Origin of the sequence: Cryobacterium sp. Hh11, assembly GCF_004404045.1 — a bacterium.
GTDB lineage: Bacteria > Actinomycetota > Actinomycetes > Actinomycetales > Microbacteriaceae > Cryobacterium > Cryobacterium levicorallinum.
On sequence record NZ_SOHF01000013.1, the window covers coordinates 16,961 to 29,501 of the forward strand.

Consider the following 12,541-nt stretch of genomic DNA (forward strand, 5'->3'; position numbering starts at 1 on the left):
GTGACCACTGAAACCTTCACGGTCAACGATTCCGTCGAACTCGCCGTCGTCGAACGCAGCGGGTTCGTCGAATCCCGTCATGCCGGTTCGGCGATCGTGCTCGGTACCAACGGTGAGGTGCTGCGTGCCCTCGGCGATGTCACCAGCCCGGTCTTTCCGCGCTCGGCGATGAAACCGTTCCAGGCTGTCGCGGTCATGGCGAGCGGCGTCGCCCTGCGGGGAGCGGATGCTGCGATCGCGACCGCGAGTCACATCGGTACGCCAGAACACGTCGCACTGGTGCGCGGGCTGCTCAGCCGGGCTGGAGTACCCGAAACGGCGCTCGCCTGCCCCGCCGCCTGGCCGATCGACTCCGCCGCGCGGGACGCCCTGGTGCGACTCGGAGCCGGCAGGGCTCCGGTGTACATGGAATGCTCGGGCAAGCACGCGGCGATGCTCGTCGCCTGCCAGCAGAACGGCTGGGCGATCGAGGGTTATCTGCAGCCGGAACATCCGCTGCAAAAACGCATTCTCGACGTGCTCGAACGGTTCACCGGCGAACGTCCGCTGGTCTCGGGCGTTGATGGCTGCGGCGCGCCCGTGCACGCCATTTCGCTTACCGGCCTGGCCCGCGGCATCGCCCGCATCGCAACGAGCAAGTCCAACTCGCCATTTGCGATCTACCGTGAGGCCGGTTTTCTGGCCGAAGCGGTGCGTGCCAACGGGTGGGTCGTGGCCGGCCCCGGGCACTCCGACAGCATCGTCATCGACCGGCTCGGCCTGTTCGTGAAGGGCGGTGCAGAGGGCATCATGGTGGCCGCCGCCGAAAACGGCACCACCGTGGCGCTGAAGATTCTGGACGGTAACCTGCGCGCCGCAGCGGCCGTCGCCGTCGGTCTGCTCGCCGACGCCGGTGCCATCAAGCAAACGGATGTCGATGAGTTACTGCCCGAGCTCGGACTCACCGTCACCGGCGGTGGCCGGCCGGTCGGGGAAATTCGCGCCAGCTACGTCTGACCGGGTTCGGAACGATCGGGCGCAATCACGTTGAGGGCGCCCGGCCGCACGAACACCCCGACCGGAAGCGGCCCGATCCGGTCGCCGTCAGCGTAGGCATCGACCGGACCGACCGGGACCACGTCCACGCCGCCGACCACCGAGCTGCCGCCGCCGAACGGAACCAGGGCTATTCGATACTGCGAGCACAGCGTGATGATCTCGAGCACCTGCTCGTGACTGCCCGCAGTCACGATGGCCTCCGGGGCAGCGCTCCCGTCTCCGGAGCGCAGCCGAATCAGATCGGGGGTGGACTTGCCGCCGGTGTGCCATACCCGAGCCTCAGCGTCGATCGTCACCCTACTGGCGCCGACGATGTCGAGCAGAGCTGGGAGGAAACCTCCGCGCAGATCGCTGCCCGGCAGGCGCACCGCGCAGGGATTCCGGTCGCGAGCGCGAACTGTCCGAAGCGGCTGACGGCCGGGTCGTCGACCTAGTCGTCGTCGGCCTCGGCGTCACCGGGGCCGGGGTGGCCCTCGATGCGGCGACGCGTGGGCTCACCGTCGTGGCCGTCGACGCGCACGACCTGGCCTTCGGCAGGTCACGGTGGAGTTCCAAGCTGGAGCACAGGGGGCTGCGCTACCTCGCCAACGGCCAGCTCCGGGTGGGAGCGCACACGCCTCGCGACTAGCTGAGCCTGGCCAGGCGCCGCGCCTTGGCCGCTCCCGTCACCTGCACCGTCACGACCACGACGATGGCAATGATGAACACGGCCGAGGCGAGCACGTTGGCCTCAGCCGGGATGCCGCGGGCCGCCGAAATGTAGATGTATTTCGGAAAGGTCGACACCGCGCCGGAGTTGAAGTTCGTGATGATGAAGTCATCGAAGGACAGGGCGAACGACAGCAAAGCGGCCGCGAGAATACCCGGCAGCAGCAGCGGAAAGGTAATGCGGGCGAACACCTGCGCGGCCGAACCGTAGAGGTCGCGACCAGCCTCTTCGAGCGCCGGGTCGAGGCTCGCAACCCGGGCCTTGACCGTGACCACCACGAAACTGATGCAGAACATGGTGTGCGCGAGAATGATCGTCAGCATGTCCTTCGGCACCCCGACCGACAAGAACTGTGCGGCCAGTCCGGCACCGAGCACGACCTCCGGGGTCGCCATCGGCAGAAACAGCAGGAGGCTGGTCTGCGACCGAAACTTGAACCGGTAGCGCACGATGGCGATCGCGATCATGGTGCCGAGCGTGGTCGCAATAATGGTGGCGACAGCCCCGATAAACAGGCTATTGCCGAAGGCCTGACAGACGGCTCCGTTCTGCACATTGCAGACGTTCAGCCACTTGTCGAAGGTGAAGCCTTGCCAGGTGATGTTCGACTTGAGCGAGTCGTTGAAGGAGTAGACGAAGGTGTACCCGATCGGAATCATCAGGAACAGCAGGGCCAGGGCGCTGTAAACGGGCAGCAACCATTTGCCGAGGGAGAGTTTCACAGCAGCTCCTCCGTTCCGGATCGTTTGACGTAGATGCTGACGATCACCAGGATCACGGTCATCAGAATGATCGACAGGGCCGCGGCTGCCGGAAAGTTCTGCAGCACCAGAAAGTTGGCTTCGATCACGTTACCCATCATCTGGGTGCCGGTACCGCCGAGAAAGTCCCGGCTGGCATTGATATAGTCGCCCGCCGCCGGAATGAAGGTGAGCAGGGTGCCCGCGACGATACCGGGCATCGACAGCGGGATGGTGACCTTGCGGAAAACGTGGAACGGGCTCGCGTACAGGTCGCTGCCGGCCTCGAGGTAGCGCACGTCAAGCCGCTCCAGGGTCGTGTAGAGCGGCAGGGTCATGAACGGGATGAAGTTGTAGGTGAGACCGAAAATCACCGAAAACGCGGTGCCGGTCACGTGCGCTTCCGGTGCCAGCAGCGACAGGGCCTTGAGCGACTGAACCACGAAAGACTCATCGGAGAACAGCTGCTTCCAGGCCAGGGTGCGCAGCAGAAAGCTGATGAAGAACGGCGCGATCACGAGAACGAGCATGAGGCTCTGCAGCAGCGGCCATCTTCGCGCCTTGACCCCGATGAAGTAGGCCAGCGGGTAGCTGATCAGCAGCGCGAAGAACGTCGCCGCGAGCGCGTAACTGAACGAACGTACAATGTGCGGCCAGTAGGTCGTGACCACTTCGACGTAATTCTGCCAGCGGAAGGCGTAGTCGTACTGGCCGATATCACCGAACTCCCGCGGCGCCTGGAACGAGGTCAGCAGCAGCGACACCAACGGGGTGAGAAAGAACAGCACCAGATAGAGGATGCCCGGCAGCAGCAGAAACAAGGCTACCGGGCTGCGGCGCCTGGCGGCCGGATCGGCGGACGGCGCGGTCGTCGATGAGAATGCGGCAAAGGCCATCTCAGGCCTCCTCGAGCTCCGTGAGCAGCGATGACCGACGCTGCTGGGCGATTGTCTTGGTGTCGAGGTCGGCTTCGAATCTCGGACTCTGGGCGGGATCGTCGTCGAGACCGAAGCCGTGGTCGACGTTCCAGCTGAGCCAACAGGTGGCACCAACGTGCGCGGCCGGGCCGAAAGCCATGTTCTGGGCGAATACCACCAAGGTGCCGACACCCGGCACATCGACCAGGTACTGCGTGCTGACCCCGCTGAACGACACATCGATGACCCGGCCGGGGCCCATCACGTTGCGGCCGGGGTCCTGGAGCGGTGCTTCAGCGTGCAGGGTGAGTTTCTCGGGACGCACTCCGATGGTGACTTCGCCCGACACTCGGTGCGCTCGCTCCAGCGGCACCACGATCTTCTGCCCGGAGACGTCGACGGCGATGGCGGTGCTCGTGGTGCCAACGACCGGACCTGTGAACAGGTTGGACTGGCCGAGAAAGTTAGCGACGAACGCGGTCTTGGGCAGTTCGTAGAGCTGCTGCGGCTCACCCATCTGCTCGATTCGGCCCTTGTTCATGACCGCGATGGTGTCGGCCATGGTCATGGCCTCCTCCTGGTCGTGGGTCACGTGCAGAAAGGTCAGGCCAACCTCTTCCTGGATGGTTTTCAACTCGAGCTGCATCTGACGCCGCAGTTTGAGATCGAGGGCGCCGAGCGGCTCATCGAGCAGGAGCAGGGCCGGCCGGTTGACGATCGCGCGGGCCAGCGCCACGCGCTGCTGCTGCCCGCCGGACAGCTGCTGCGGTTTACGGTGGGCGAGGTGGTCGAGCTCCACCAGGAGCAGCGCCTCGTGCGCCTTGGCCACGGGGCCTTCGATTTTGCGTCGGCGCAGCCCGAAGGCGACGTTCTCCAGCACGGTCATGTGCGGAAACAGCGCATAGCTCTGGAACACGGTGTTGACCGGACGCTGGAAGGATTTCTGATTCGTCACATCCGTTCCCCCGATCAGGATGCGGCCGCTGGTCGGTTCTTCCAGTCCGGCGACGAGGCGGAGGGTCGTCGTTTTTCCGCAGCCGGAGGGGCCCAGCAGCGCGAAGAACGATCCGGCCGGAATGGTGAGGTTGAGATTTTCAATGGCGGTGAACCCGGGGAAACGTTTTTCAATGCCGACCAGTTCCAGGTCAGCACCACGATCGGCGAACGCACCGACGGCCATCAGGCTGCGCCCAGCAGGATCGCTTGGAACTGGGCGTTGAACGTCTGCTCTTCGGTGCCGTCGAGACCGCGGAAAACGTAGGCGTTGGCGAGGGTGGCATCGTCGGGAAAGATCAGCGGGTCTTCAGCCAACGCCGGGTCGATGGCCATCATGGCTTCCTTGGCACCGGCGACCGGGGTGATGTAGTTGACGTAGGCGGCGACCTCGGCGGCAACGGCCGGGTCGTAGTAATAGTTGATCAGCTCTTCCACGCTCTTCTTGGCGGGCGAGCCGATCGGCACAACGAAGTTGTCGTTCCAGAGGGTGCCACCTTTCTCAGGAACGATGAAGCCCCATTTGTCGCCGTTTTCGGCGTTGAGCTGCACAATGTCGCCGGACCAGACGATGGCGGCGAGGGTGTCTTCGTTGGCGAGGTCTTCCTTGTAAGAGTTGCCCTTGATGTTTCGGATCTGACCGTCGGAGACCTGCTTCTTGAATTCGTCGATGGCCGCGGTGAACTCGTCTTCGCCCCAGTCGCCGGAGATGTCAACGCCCTGGTCGAGCATGATCAGGCCCATCGTGTCGCGCATTTCGGAGAGCACACCGACGCGCCCCTTCAGGTCGGGCGCCCAGAGGTCTTCGACCGATTTGAGTCCCTGGGGATACTTCTCCTTGTTCCAGGCCAGGCCGGCGAAGCCACCCTGCCACGGCACACTCATGGCCCGCCCCGGGTCGAAGTCGACGTCCTGCAGCGACGGCAGCAGATTGGCCAGGTTGGGAATGTTGGCGTGATCGAGTTCCTGGGTGTAGCCGAATCGGATCATGCGGCTGACCATCCAGTCGGTCAGGCACGCGACATCGGCACCGATGTCCTGGCCGAGGGCGAGCTGGTCCTTGACTTTGCCGTAGTAGGAGTTGTTGTCGTCGACGGCCTCGGTGTACTTGACCGAAATGCCGGTCTGAGCTTTGAACCCCGCAAGCGTTGGGTAGCTGCCGGCGTCGTCCACATCAATATAGAGCGCCCAGTTATCCCAGCGGATGGACTTGTCGGTGGCCGAAGTGTCGGCCGCGGCGGTGGGTTTGGCCGTGGCGCCGGAGGAACACGCGGCGAGCGCGAGCGCGGTGGCACCGGCCCCGGCCCCGGCCAGCAGCGTTCGACGACCCAGTTGCGAGTTCTGCGCCTGACGAATGAGCTGGCGGATCATGGGATCAGCGGGCAGCGGCTTGGACTTCATCTGGTTCTCCTAGCATTCTGGGCACGCACACGGTCAAGGCTCACGACGTTGCGAGTTGGTCGATAGTTGCACATATCGGCGGTAATTACACCTAAAAGTGTTCAAAACATTGATTTTGGAACCAATTTGTCACGAAATCAGCACATACTTGCAACACTCGCCCGCGAAATCGTCGGTTCACCGAGACTAGGGTGGTGGTCAGGAGCGAGAGAGGAACACCATGAGAATCGCAGTTCCCACCGAGATCAAGAATAATGAATTTCGGGTCGCGATCACCCCGGCAGGGGTGCACGACTTGGTGTCGCACGGTCACGAAGTGATGGTTCAGGCCGGTGCCGGGGTGGGGTCCTCGATCCACGATGAGCAGTATCGCTCGGCCGGTGCGACGATTCTGCCGGACGCCGCGAGCGTCTGGGCGGCCGCCGACCTCCTGCTCAAGGTGAAAGAACCGGTAGCGAGCGAATACGGCTATTTTCGGGCCGATCTGGTGCTGTTCACCTACCTGCACCTCGCCGCCGAACTCGACCTGACGCGGGCCCTGCTCGCGAGTCAGGTCACCGCGATCGCCTACGAAACTGTGCAGTTACCCTCCCGCGCGCTTCCGCTGCTCGCGCCCATGAGCGAGGTCGCCGGTCGACTCGCACCGATTGTGGGTGCCAATGCCATGCTCAAACCGAACGGTGGCCCCGGCCTGCTGGTTCCTGGCGTTCCCGGCACGCATCCGGCCAAGATCGCCGTGCTGGGCGGCGGTGTCGCCGGTACCGCTGCGATGCAGGTGTCGCTCGGCCTCGGCGCGGAGGTGACCGTGCTCGATACGAATCTGTTTCGGCTGCGTGAGATCGACGCCCTGCACTTCGGCCGGGTCAAGACCATCGCCTCGAACAGCTTCGAGATCGACAAAGCTGTCATGGAGGCCGATATGGTGATCGGTTCGGTGCTCATTCCCGGCGCGAAGGCACCCAAGCTGGTCAGCAACGAGCTGGTGTCACGCATGAAATCGGGCAGCGTGCTCGTGGACATCGCCGTTGACCAGGGCGGCTGCTTTGCCGACAGCCATCCGACCACGCACGCCGACCCCACCTTCACCGTGCACCGATCCCTGTTCTACTGTGTCGCCAATATGCCCGGCGCTGTGCCGCACACCTCGACCTATGCCCTGACGAATGCGACGCTGCCGTATGTGCGGGCCCTCGCGACGCTCGGCTGGCTGAACGCGCTCCGCGCCGATGCCGCGCTGGCGCAGGGACTCAACGTGTTCGGCAGCCGCCTGATCAGCGCCCCGGTCGCGCTCGCCCACGGAATGACACACCGGCCGCTCGCCGAGGTGCTCCTCTAGCTGCTCACTTGGCCGCTCGCCTGGCCGCTCGCCTGGCCGCCGTCCGGTTCCGGCAGGATCGCCCGGGTCAGGTCGCCGTCGGGGTGCAGGACCCACACTCGTCCGCGCCCGGGAGCCAGCGGCGGCGGCAACTGACGGCTGTGGCTGACCATCCGAAAATCCGACAGGCCGCACCGATCGAAGACGATGCTGGCCCGGCCGCCGGCAGTCTGGCCACGCAGCCGGGTCAGCAGGGTCCAGTGCGCCTGCCACGTTTCGGCGTCACCGACGACGACCAGCCGGCCGGGGGCATCCGTTTGACCGGTTTCGACGCTGATCAGAGCGGATGCTGCCGGCGCGGTCGTTCCCGCCAGCTCCACCACCGGCACCCCCAGCACAGCGCGCAGTCGCGCGGCGGTGCGCGCCGGAGATGACGATACGACGAGCAGTGGGCCGTGTTCGGGCAGCTGTGCGGTCGACCGGGTGAGCGGGGTGAGCTGCAACGGCAACGGCAACGGCAACGGCGCCAGCAGTTGCACGCGGGTGTTGTGCCAGACTCCCCCGCCGGCCGGCAGGGTGGCGTGGTAGTTGGCCGACAATCCACCCGCGGCGAGGTGATCCTGCACGCTGGGGAGCTTGAGCAGCAGTGTGCTCGGGCAGAGTGAGGCGAGTCCGGGAACCGTGCTGGTCAGCCGCTGCACGGCGACGACGAGGTGCACGCCGGCGGCAGGGCCGTCGCGCAGCAACCCGGTGAGCAGATCGGCGGCGGCAAGTCGATGATCCGGCTGCCAGCGCGCCAAGACCGAATCGAAGTCGTCGAGCAGCAACAGTCGCGGCAGCGCGGCGGTCTGCTGCCCGCTTTCTATGCGCGCGCTCACCCGTTCCAGTGCGTCCCAGGTCACCTCGACATCAGCGCTCACTCGTTCCACGGCAACCGGGGCATCGCCCGGACATTCAGCCACCCGAGCGAGGTGGCACAGCAGCGTGGACTTGCCCGAGCCGGACCCGCCCACGACGAGCAGGTGGCCATCGAGCTCGGGAGCGTAGGCGAACACCCGGTACCGCTGACTGTCGGGTTCGTCCAGCAGACCGAGGGGGTAGCCGGGAGCCGGAGCACCCTCGCCGGCGATCCGGCGCAGATCGCCCTCGGTCACCAGCGTCGGAAGCGCATCCAGCCACGGACGCCGCGGTGCGGTGCCGCCAGAGAAACGCGCCGCAATCTCCAGAATGTCGCTTTCTCCGGTGGAGGCGACCTGGCAGAGCACGGGCTCGACGGTATCGGTGGCGATCACGCACCGGCCGGGTTGATTCGGATCCAGGGTGGCCGCAGCATCCGTTCCGACCAGGGCCTGGCTGTCAGCCCGGTTGTTGACCCGCAGAGACAGACGCAGACTGCAGTTGGCCATCAGGGCATCACGCACCACCCCGGCCGGTCGTTGAGTGCACAGAATCAGGTGCACTCCGAGCGACCGCCCGCGCGCAGCGATGTCGACGAACAGGGCGTGCAGCTCCGGAAAGGCCCCCAGCATGGTCGCGAATTCATCGACAACGATGACCAGCCGGGGCAGCGGATGCTCGAGTTCGGTCAGATCCCGCGCGCCAGCCGTGCTGAGCATCCGCTCTCGAAAGCGCAGTTCGGCCCCCAGACTGGCCAGGGCGCGGGCAGCCGTCTGGGAATCGAGGTCGGTGATGAGCCCGACGCAGTGCGGAAGCCTGCCGAGGGGTGCAAACGCGGCACCGCCCTTGAAATCAACGAGTAAGAAATTCACCTGGCCGGCTGAATGGGCTGCGGCCAGGGACGTCACCCAGGTCGTCAGGAGCTCACTCTTGCCGCTGCCGGTCGTGCCGCCCACGATGGCGTGCGGTCCGGCTCGCACCAGATCGATGTGTACCGGCCCTGCGGGTCCGACTCCGATCACGCACCCCAGGCTGGTCGGGGTGACCGAGGCCGGGTCGGCGGCGGCGGTTACGGCGAGCAGGTCGGTCAGGGTAACGCCGACCGGGATCGCCCCGGCCGAAGTGACGAGGCCGGCATCTCTTGCCTGCCGGGCGAGCGCCAACGCAAAGTCGGCGGCCGCGGCCCGGGTCAGCAATTCCGGGAAGAAATCGATGGCCGGCGCCCGATTCGGCGATCGGATCAGCTGCGCTCGGCCGGGACCGATCACCCGCACGACGGTTCCGCACCCCGGCGGCAGATCGTCGAGCCGGGTCGCGACGGCGACCAACAGTCGCCCCTGGCCGAAATCGCGCGCGGTGCGGGTCGGCGTTCCCGCCGTCGCCTGATGCAGCACGATGCGCCGAGCCGCTGGTGACACGTCGTCGTGTGGAAACGCGGCTGCCCATTCCCACCCGGGGCCGGGGTCCAGATCCAGACCGACGTCGGTCGGCGGCAGCGCAAAGCACAGTTGTACGAGCACCGCCCGAGCCAGGGCTTCGGGAAGGGGCGCAGCACCGACGATGCCGAGTCCGTGCATCAGGTCGACGACGATCGGAGCGTCTTTGATGGTCGCGGCCCAGTCCCGAAGTTCTCGATGGTCATTCGGGGAGGTCGCCCCGCCCAGCCGTATGCCACTCGGGGCCGGGCCACAGCCCAGAGTGACGAGCGTGGCATCCGTTTGCCTCCAGCGCGCGGCAGCGGCACGGCCGAGCACGATGTCCCTGGCCGAGGGAGTCTGCTGCCAGGCAGACTCCCGCCAGCGGGCCTGGCGTTCGGTGATCGCCAGCCGAAGCACCGTGACGGCCTCCGCCTGTGCGGCGGTTTCGGTCCGGCAGCGTTTGCGCCCGGCGCGCCGCGCGTCGACCATGCTGGCGACCGCGATGAGCGGGCTGAGTACGGCGAAGATCAGCGCGAACGCTGACCCGGTGATCGACCAAATCAGGCCGGCGGCAGCCAGTGGCGCCACTGTGGCGAGAAGCGGAAATCCGGCCGGTGGCGGCGCGGTCGACGCTGGCGGCAGGCTGAGGTTCTCGTCAACGGTCGACACAGGACCATCAGAGCAGAGGATCAGCTCCGCGTCGGCAGTGCGAGAGCCATCCGTGCGTAATCTGCGTCCGGGTCACCGGTGGAGGAGTGACCCGCCGCGGCTAACGGTTCAGGCGACGGTGAATGAGTGGTCGGCGATCTCGACTCGCGTGCCGCGCGGCAGCACGTAGCGTCGTCCCGGTTCGAGCGGCTCGGCCGTTTCGCCGGGCCGGCGAATGACGGTGCCATTGCCGGAGACCCGGTCGCTGACCCAGAATTCGCCGTCGTGCTGGCCGAACTCGAGGTGAGTCTTGGAGACCGAGCGGTCAGCATCCGCTACCCGAATGAGGTCGTCAAAGATCTCGTCGGGTTGCGGCAGGGGCTTGCGCCCGATTAGGCCCGACCCCTGCACGGACACTTTTTGACCGGTGCTGAAGGTCAAAACGAAGGTCGCGCTGCTCGGCAGCGTCGATGCTGCGGGGGGAACGTTCGTCACGGCGGCCGCGCGCACCGGCACGGGCACGAGTGCGGGAATCGGAACGGAGATGATCGCGGCCTTGTGCGGGAGGCGCGCGATGATGGTCGTGTCGTTCGGGCGCGGATCCGGGCGCTTGCGGGATTCCACGGTGGCCGATCGGCTGCTACCGCACTCGCCGCAGAACATGGCACCAACCGGCAGCCAGGCACCGCAAATCTGACACGTCACGACCGGCTCACTTAAACCTTCTTGACCATGCTGGACTTGAGCTGCATGAAACCGAAACCGTCGACCTTGCAGTCGATGTCGTGGCCGTCGACCGGGTCGACCAAGCGAATGTTGCGCACCTTGGTGCCGACCTTGATCGATAGGGCCTGACCCTTGACCTTGAGGTCCTTGATGATCGACACGGTGTCGCCGTCGGTCAGGATGGTGCCGAAGGCGTCCTTGACGACGGTTTCCTGCTCTTCTTCAACCGGTTCGTTCGACCATTCGTGGCCGCAGAGCGGGCAAACCAGCAGGGCGCCCATCTCGTAGGTCAGATCGCTGGAGCAGTCAGGGCACGGGGGCAGGGTCTCATTCACTCGTTTCATAATACGCGACTGCCCTGGGCCGACTATCGGCGACCGATCCGCACCCGCCACAGCCGCCCGGCGATGATGGCGGCAACGACCATGACCATCAGCGGAATGTAGGCAACGGCAGAGGAAGCTTCCCAGCCGATGCCGATTCCGGACTCACGGTTGAAAGCCGATACCGGCAACCCGAGGAAGTAGGACTCGGCCGACTCCGCTCCGCTGGAGATCAGGGCCGACAGCATGCCGGCCGTGTAAACGGAGGCTAGGGTCCACTAGAGCATCAGCAGGCCGGTGAACCAGTAGATTGCCCGGTTCCAGGATGGCCGGTTGCCGCGGCCGTCTTCGGCGAAGCTTCGGGCCAGGGCGCGGGGTGAGCCGAGCGAGTCGAGCGCGGTGTCGATGCCGCGGGCTGGGGCATCCGCTTCGATATTGTCGCGAATATCCCGCAGAATCGATCGGCGTTCGCGCAAGGACACGCGTTCTTCGAGCCAGAGGTCGAGCCGGAACAGGTAGGATTCCCGGCGACGCCAGACTCCGAACGTGGATCGGGTCTCGGTGGTTTGGGTGATCATTTCTGATCCTCTCGGAGTGGTTCTTCTGCGGGGGCGGCAGTCAGGCCGGTCTGCACGATGGCGATGAGGGCATGCCATCGTGCCGTCGCCAGCTCGAGAGTTGCATCCCCGGCCGGGCTGAGTGAGTAGTACTTGCGGGCCGGGCCAGCCGTGGACGCCGCTAGGCGACTGGTGAGCGAGCCGTCCTGCTCGAGCCGCGACAACACCGGGTAGACCGTGCCGGTCGAGAGGTCGCTGAGCCCAATGTTCTGCAGCCGCACCACGAGTTCATAGCCGTACGACTCAGCCAGACGCAGTTGGCTCAGGATGAGCATGGGCAGCACCCCGCGCAAGGACTGCGCGTCTTGCGGCAAGGCCGGCGTGTTCGGTGTGTGCGTCATGACTACTACCCTAGGACTGGTAGTAGGCAATACCTAATAGCGGTGCACGCCAACAATGTACATGTGCAGGACGGATGTGTTTGTGGACTTGCATGAGGTTGAGACCGAGACCGAGGCCGAGGCCGCCGCGAAGCACGGTCAGTCACGCCGCTCAGTGGTCAGAACGGTGGCGGGTCGGTGTCGTCGGTGTTCCAGTCGGTGTTCGAGGGGGTGTTCCAGGGGTCGGGCGGTGGTGGGGCTGGTGGTTCGGGTGGCGCTGATGCCTGTCGTGATGCCTGTCGTGATGCCTGTCGTGATGCCTGTCGTGATGCCTGTCGTGATGCCTGTTGTTGTCGCGGTGGGTTGATGCGGGTGGCGGGGTCGGTGGCGTAGTGTTTGCCGGCGGGGCTGGTCCAGTGGACGGTGCCGTCGGGGTTGGCGACGGCTTTCCAATCGCTGAAGTGTTTGAGGTTGTGGTG

At 65.6% G+C, this 12,541-nt stretch carries 14 protein-coding genes and 1 pseudogene; 3 read left to right on the forward strand and 12 right to left on the reverse strand.

All coding sequences use genetic code 11. The annotated features are described in order from the left end of the window. Complete coding sequence (locus E3T46_RS05330; RefSeq protein WP_241980475.1) at positions 1 to 996, forward strand: asparaginase; 996 nt, start codon at positions 1 to 3, stop codon at positions 994 to 996. Here E3T46_RS05330 and E3T46_RS05335 read toward each other — a convergent pair. Beyond that, positions 987 to 1,406, reverse strand: a complete 420-nt coding sequence (locus E3T46_RS05335) for an FAD-binding protein (RefSeq protein WP_134577742.1) — start codon at positions 1,404 to 1,406, stop codon at positions 987 to 989. The genes E3T46_RS05330 and E3T46_RS05335 overlap by 10 nt on opposite strands. Positions 1,407 to 1,504: 98 nt before the next feature. Between E3T46_RS05335 and E3T46_RS05340 the strand changes: the two genes are divergently transcribed. Then, positions 1,505 to 1,666: a hypothetical protein gene (locus E3T46_RS05340; RefSeq protein ID WP_347232606.1), complete on the forward strand. Its 162-nt coding sequence runs from the start codon at positions 1,505 to 1,507 to the stop codon at positions 1,664 to 1,666. Here E3T46_RS05340 and E3T46_RS05345 read toward each other — a convergent pair. From E3T46_RS05345 to E3T46_RS05360, 4 genes are read right to left on the reverse strand one after another with little or no spacing between them, the layout of a single operon-like run. After that, positions 1,663 to 2,469, reverse strand: a complete 807-nt coding sequence (locus E3T46_RS05345; RefSeq protein ID WP_174843073.1) for an ABC transporter permease — start codon at positions 2,467 to 2,469, stop codon at positions 1,663 to 1,665. The two genes, E3T46_RS05340 and E3T46_RS05345, sit on opposite strands and share 4 nt — an antisense overlap. Continuing rightward, positions 2,466 to 3,383: an ABC transporter permease gene (locus E3T46_RS05350; protein WP_092450104.1), complete on the reverse strand. Its 918-nt coding sequence runs from the start codon at positions 3,381 to 3,383 to the stop codon at positions 2,466 to 2,468. The genes E3T46_RS05345 and E3T46_RS05350 overlap by 4 nt, the downstream gene beginning before the upstream one ends. 1 nt (position 3,384) lies before the next feature. Then, positions 3,385 to 4,584 carry an ABC transporter ATP-binding protein gene (locus E3T46_RS05355; RefSeq protein WP_104131312.1) on the reverse strand — a complete coding sequence of 400 codons (1,200 nt, stop codon included), beginning with the start codon at positions 4,582 to 4,584 and terminating at the stop codon, positions 3,385 to 3,387. Then, positions 4,584 to 5,798, reverse strand: coding sequence for a spermidine/putrescine ABC transporter substrate-binding protein (locus tag E3T46_RS05360; RefSeq protein WP_134472637.1), 1,215 nt, complete (start codon positions 5,796 to 5,798; stop codon positions 4,584 to 4,586). The genes E3T46_RS05355 and E3T46_RS05360 overlap by 1 nt, the downstream gene beginning before the upstream one ends. Before the next feature lie 220 nt (positions 5,799 to 6,018). On the opposite strand from E3T46_RS05360, the gene ald reads away from it, so the two are divergent. Further along, the gene (gene ald, locus E3T46_RS05365) at positions 6,019 to 7,134 is read left to right on the forward strand and encodes an alanine dehydrogenase (RefSeq protein WP_134577743.1); all 1,116 of its coding nucleotides are present in this window, start codon (positions 6,019 to 6,021) and stop codon (positions 7,132 to 7,134) included. Here ald and E3T46_RS05370 read toward each other — a convergent pair. The 7 genes and pseudogenes from E3T46_RS05370 to E3T46_RS18290 all read right to left on the reverse strand — a co-directional run. Then, on the reverse strand, positions 7,131 to 10,097 hold the full coding sequence (locus E3T46_RS05370; RefSeq protein WP_134577744.1) for an FtsK/SpoIIIE domain-containing protein: 2,967 nt from the start codon (positions 10,095 to 10,097) through the stop codon (positions 7,131 to 7,133). The genes ald and E3T46_RS05370 overlap by 4 nt on opposite strands. A 108-nt stretch (positions 10,098 to 10,205) precedes the next feature. Then, entirely contained in the window at positions 10,206 to 10,781 is a 576-nt protein-coding gene (locus tag E3T46_RS05375; RefSeq protein WP_241980476.1) for an FHA domain-containing protein, read from the reverse strand. An 11-nt stretch (positions 10,782 to 10,792) separates the two neighbouring features. Beyond that, the gene (locus E3T46_RS05380) at positions 10,793 to 11,146 is read right to left on the reverse strand and encodes a zinc ribbon domain-containing protein YjdM (RefSeq protein ID WP_134577745.1); all 354 of its coding nucleotides are present in this window, start codon (positions 11,144 to 11,146) and stop codon (positions 10,793 to 10,795) included. Positions 11,147 to 11,169: 23 nt separating this feature from the next. Continuing rightward, a complete protein-coding gene (locus tag E3T46_RS05385) occupies positions 11,170 to 11,373 on the reverse strand; it encodes a hypothetical protein (protein ID WP_134577746.1) in 204 nt (67 codons plus the stop codon). Between the two features lie 30 nt (positions 11,374 to 11,403). Continuing rightward, complete coding sequence (locus E3T46_RS05390) at positions 11,404 to 11,703, reverse strand: hypothetical protein (RefSeq protein WP_134577747.1); 300 nt, start codon at positions 11,701 to 11,703, stop codon at positions 11,404 to 11,406. Further along, complete coding sequence (locus E3T46_RS05395; RefSeq protein ID WP_134577748.1) at positions 11,700 to 12,083, reverse strand: PadR family transcriptional regulator; 384 nt, start codon at positions 12,081 to 12,083, stop codon at positions 11,700 to 11,702. The genes E3T46_RS05390 and E3T46_RS05395 overlap by 4 nt, the downstream gene beginning before the upstream one ends. Positions 12,084 to 12,241: 158 nt before the next feature. After that, positions 12,242 to 12,541: pseudogene (locus tag E3T46_RS18290) on the reverse strand (hypothetical protein); the annotation flags it as partial.

Coding starts and splice junctions, on each gene's coding strand:
- E3T46_RS05350 (WP_092450104.1), bottom strand. CDS start 3,383: ATGGCCTTTGCCGCATTCTCATCGACGACCGCGCCGTCCGCCGATCCG.
- E3T46_RS05355 (WP_104131312.1), bottom strand. CDS start 4,584: ATGGCCGTCGGTGCGTTCGCCGATCGTGGTGCTGACCTGGAACTGGTC.
- E3T46_RS05360 (WP_134472637.1), bottom strand. CDS start 5,798: ATGAAGTCCAAGCCGCTGCCCGCTGATCCCATGATCCGCCAGCTCATT.
- ald (WP_134577743.1), top strand. CDS start 6,019: ATGAGAATCGCAGTTCCCACCGAGATCAAGAATAATGAATTTCGGGTC.
- E3T46_RS05380 (WP_134577745.1), bottom strand. CDS start 11,146: ATGAAACGAGTGAATGAGACCCTGCCCCCGTGCCCTGACTGCTCCAGC.
- E3T46_RS05385 (WP_134577746.1), bottom strand. CDS start 11,373: ATGCTGTCGGCCCTGATCTCCAGCGGAGCGGAGTCGGCCGAGTCCTAC.
- E3T46_RS05390 (WP_134577747.1), bottom strand. CDS start 11,703: ATGATCACCCAAACCACCGAGACCCGATCCACGTTCGGAGTCTGGCGT.
- E3T46_RS05395 (WP_134577748.1), bottom strand. CDS start 12,083: ATGACGCACACACCGAACACGCCGGCCTTGCCGCAAGACGCGCAGTCC.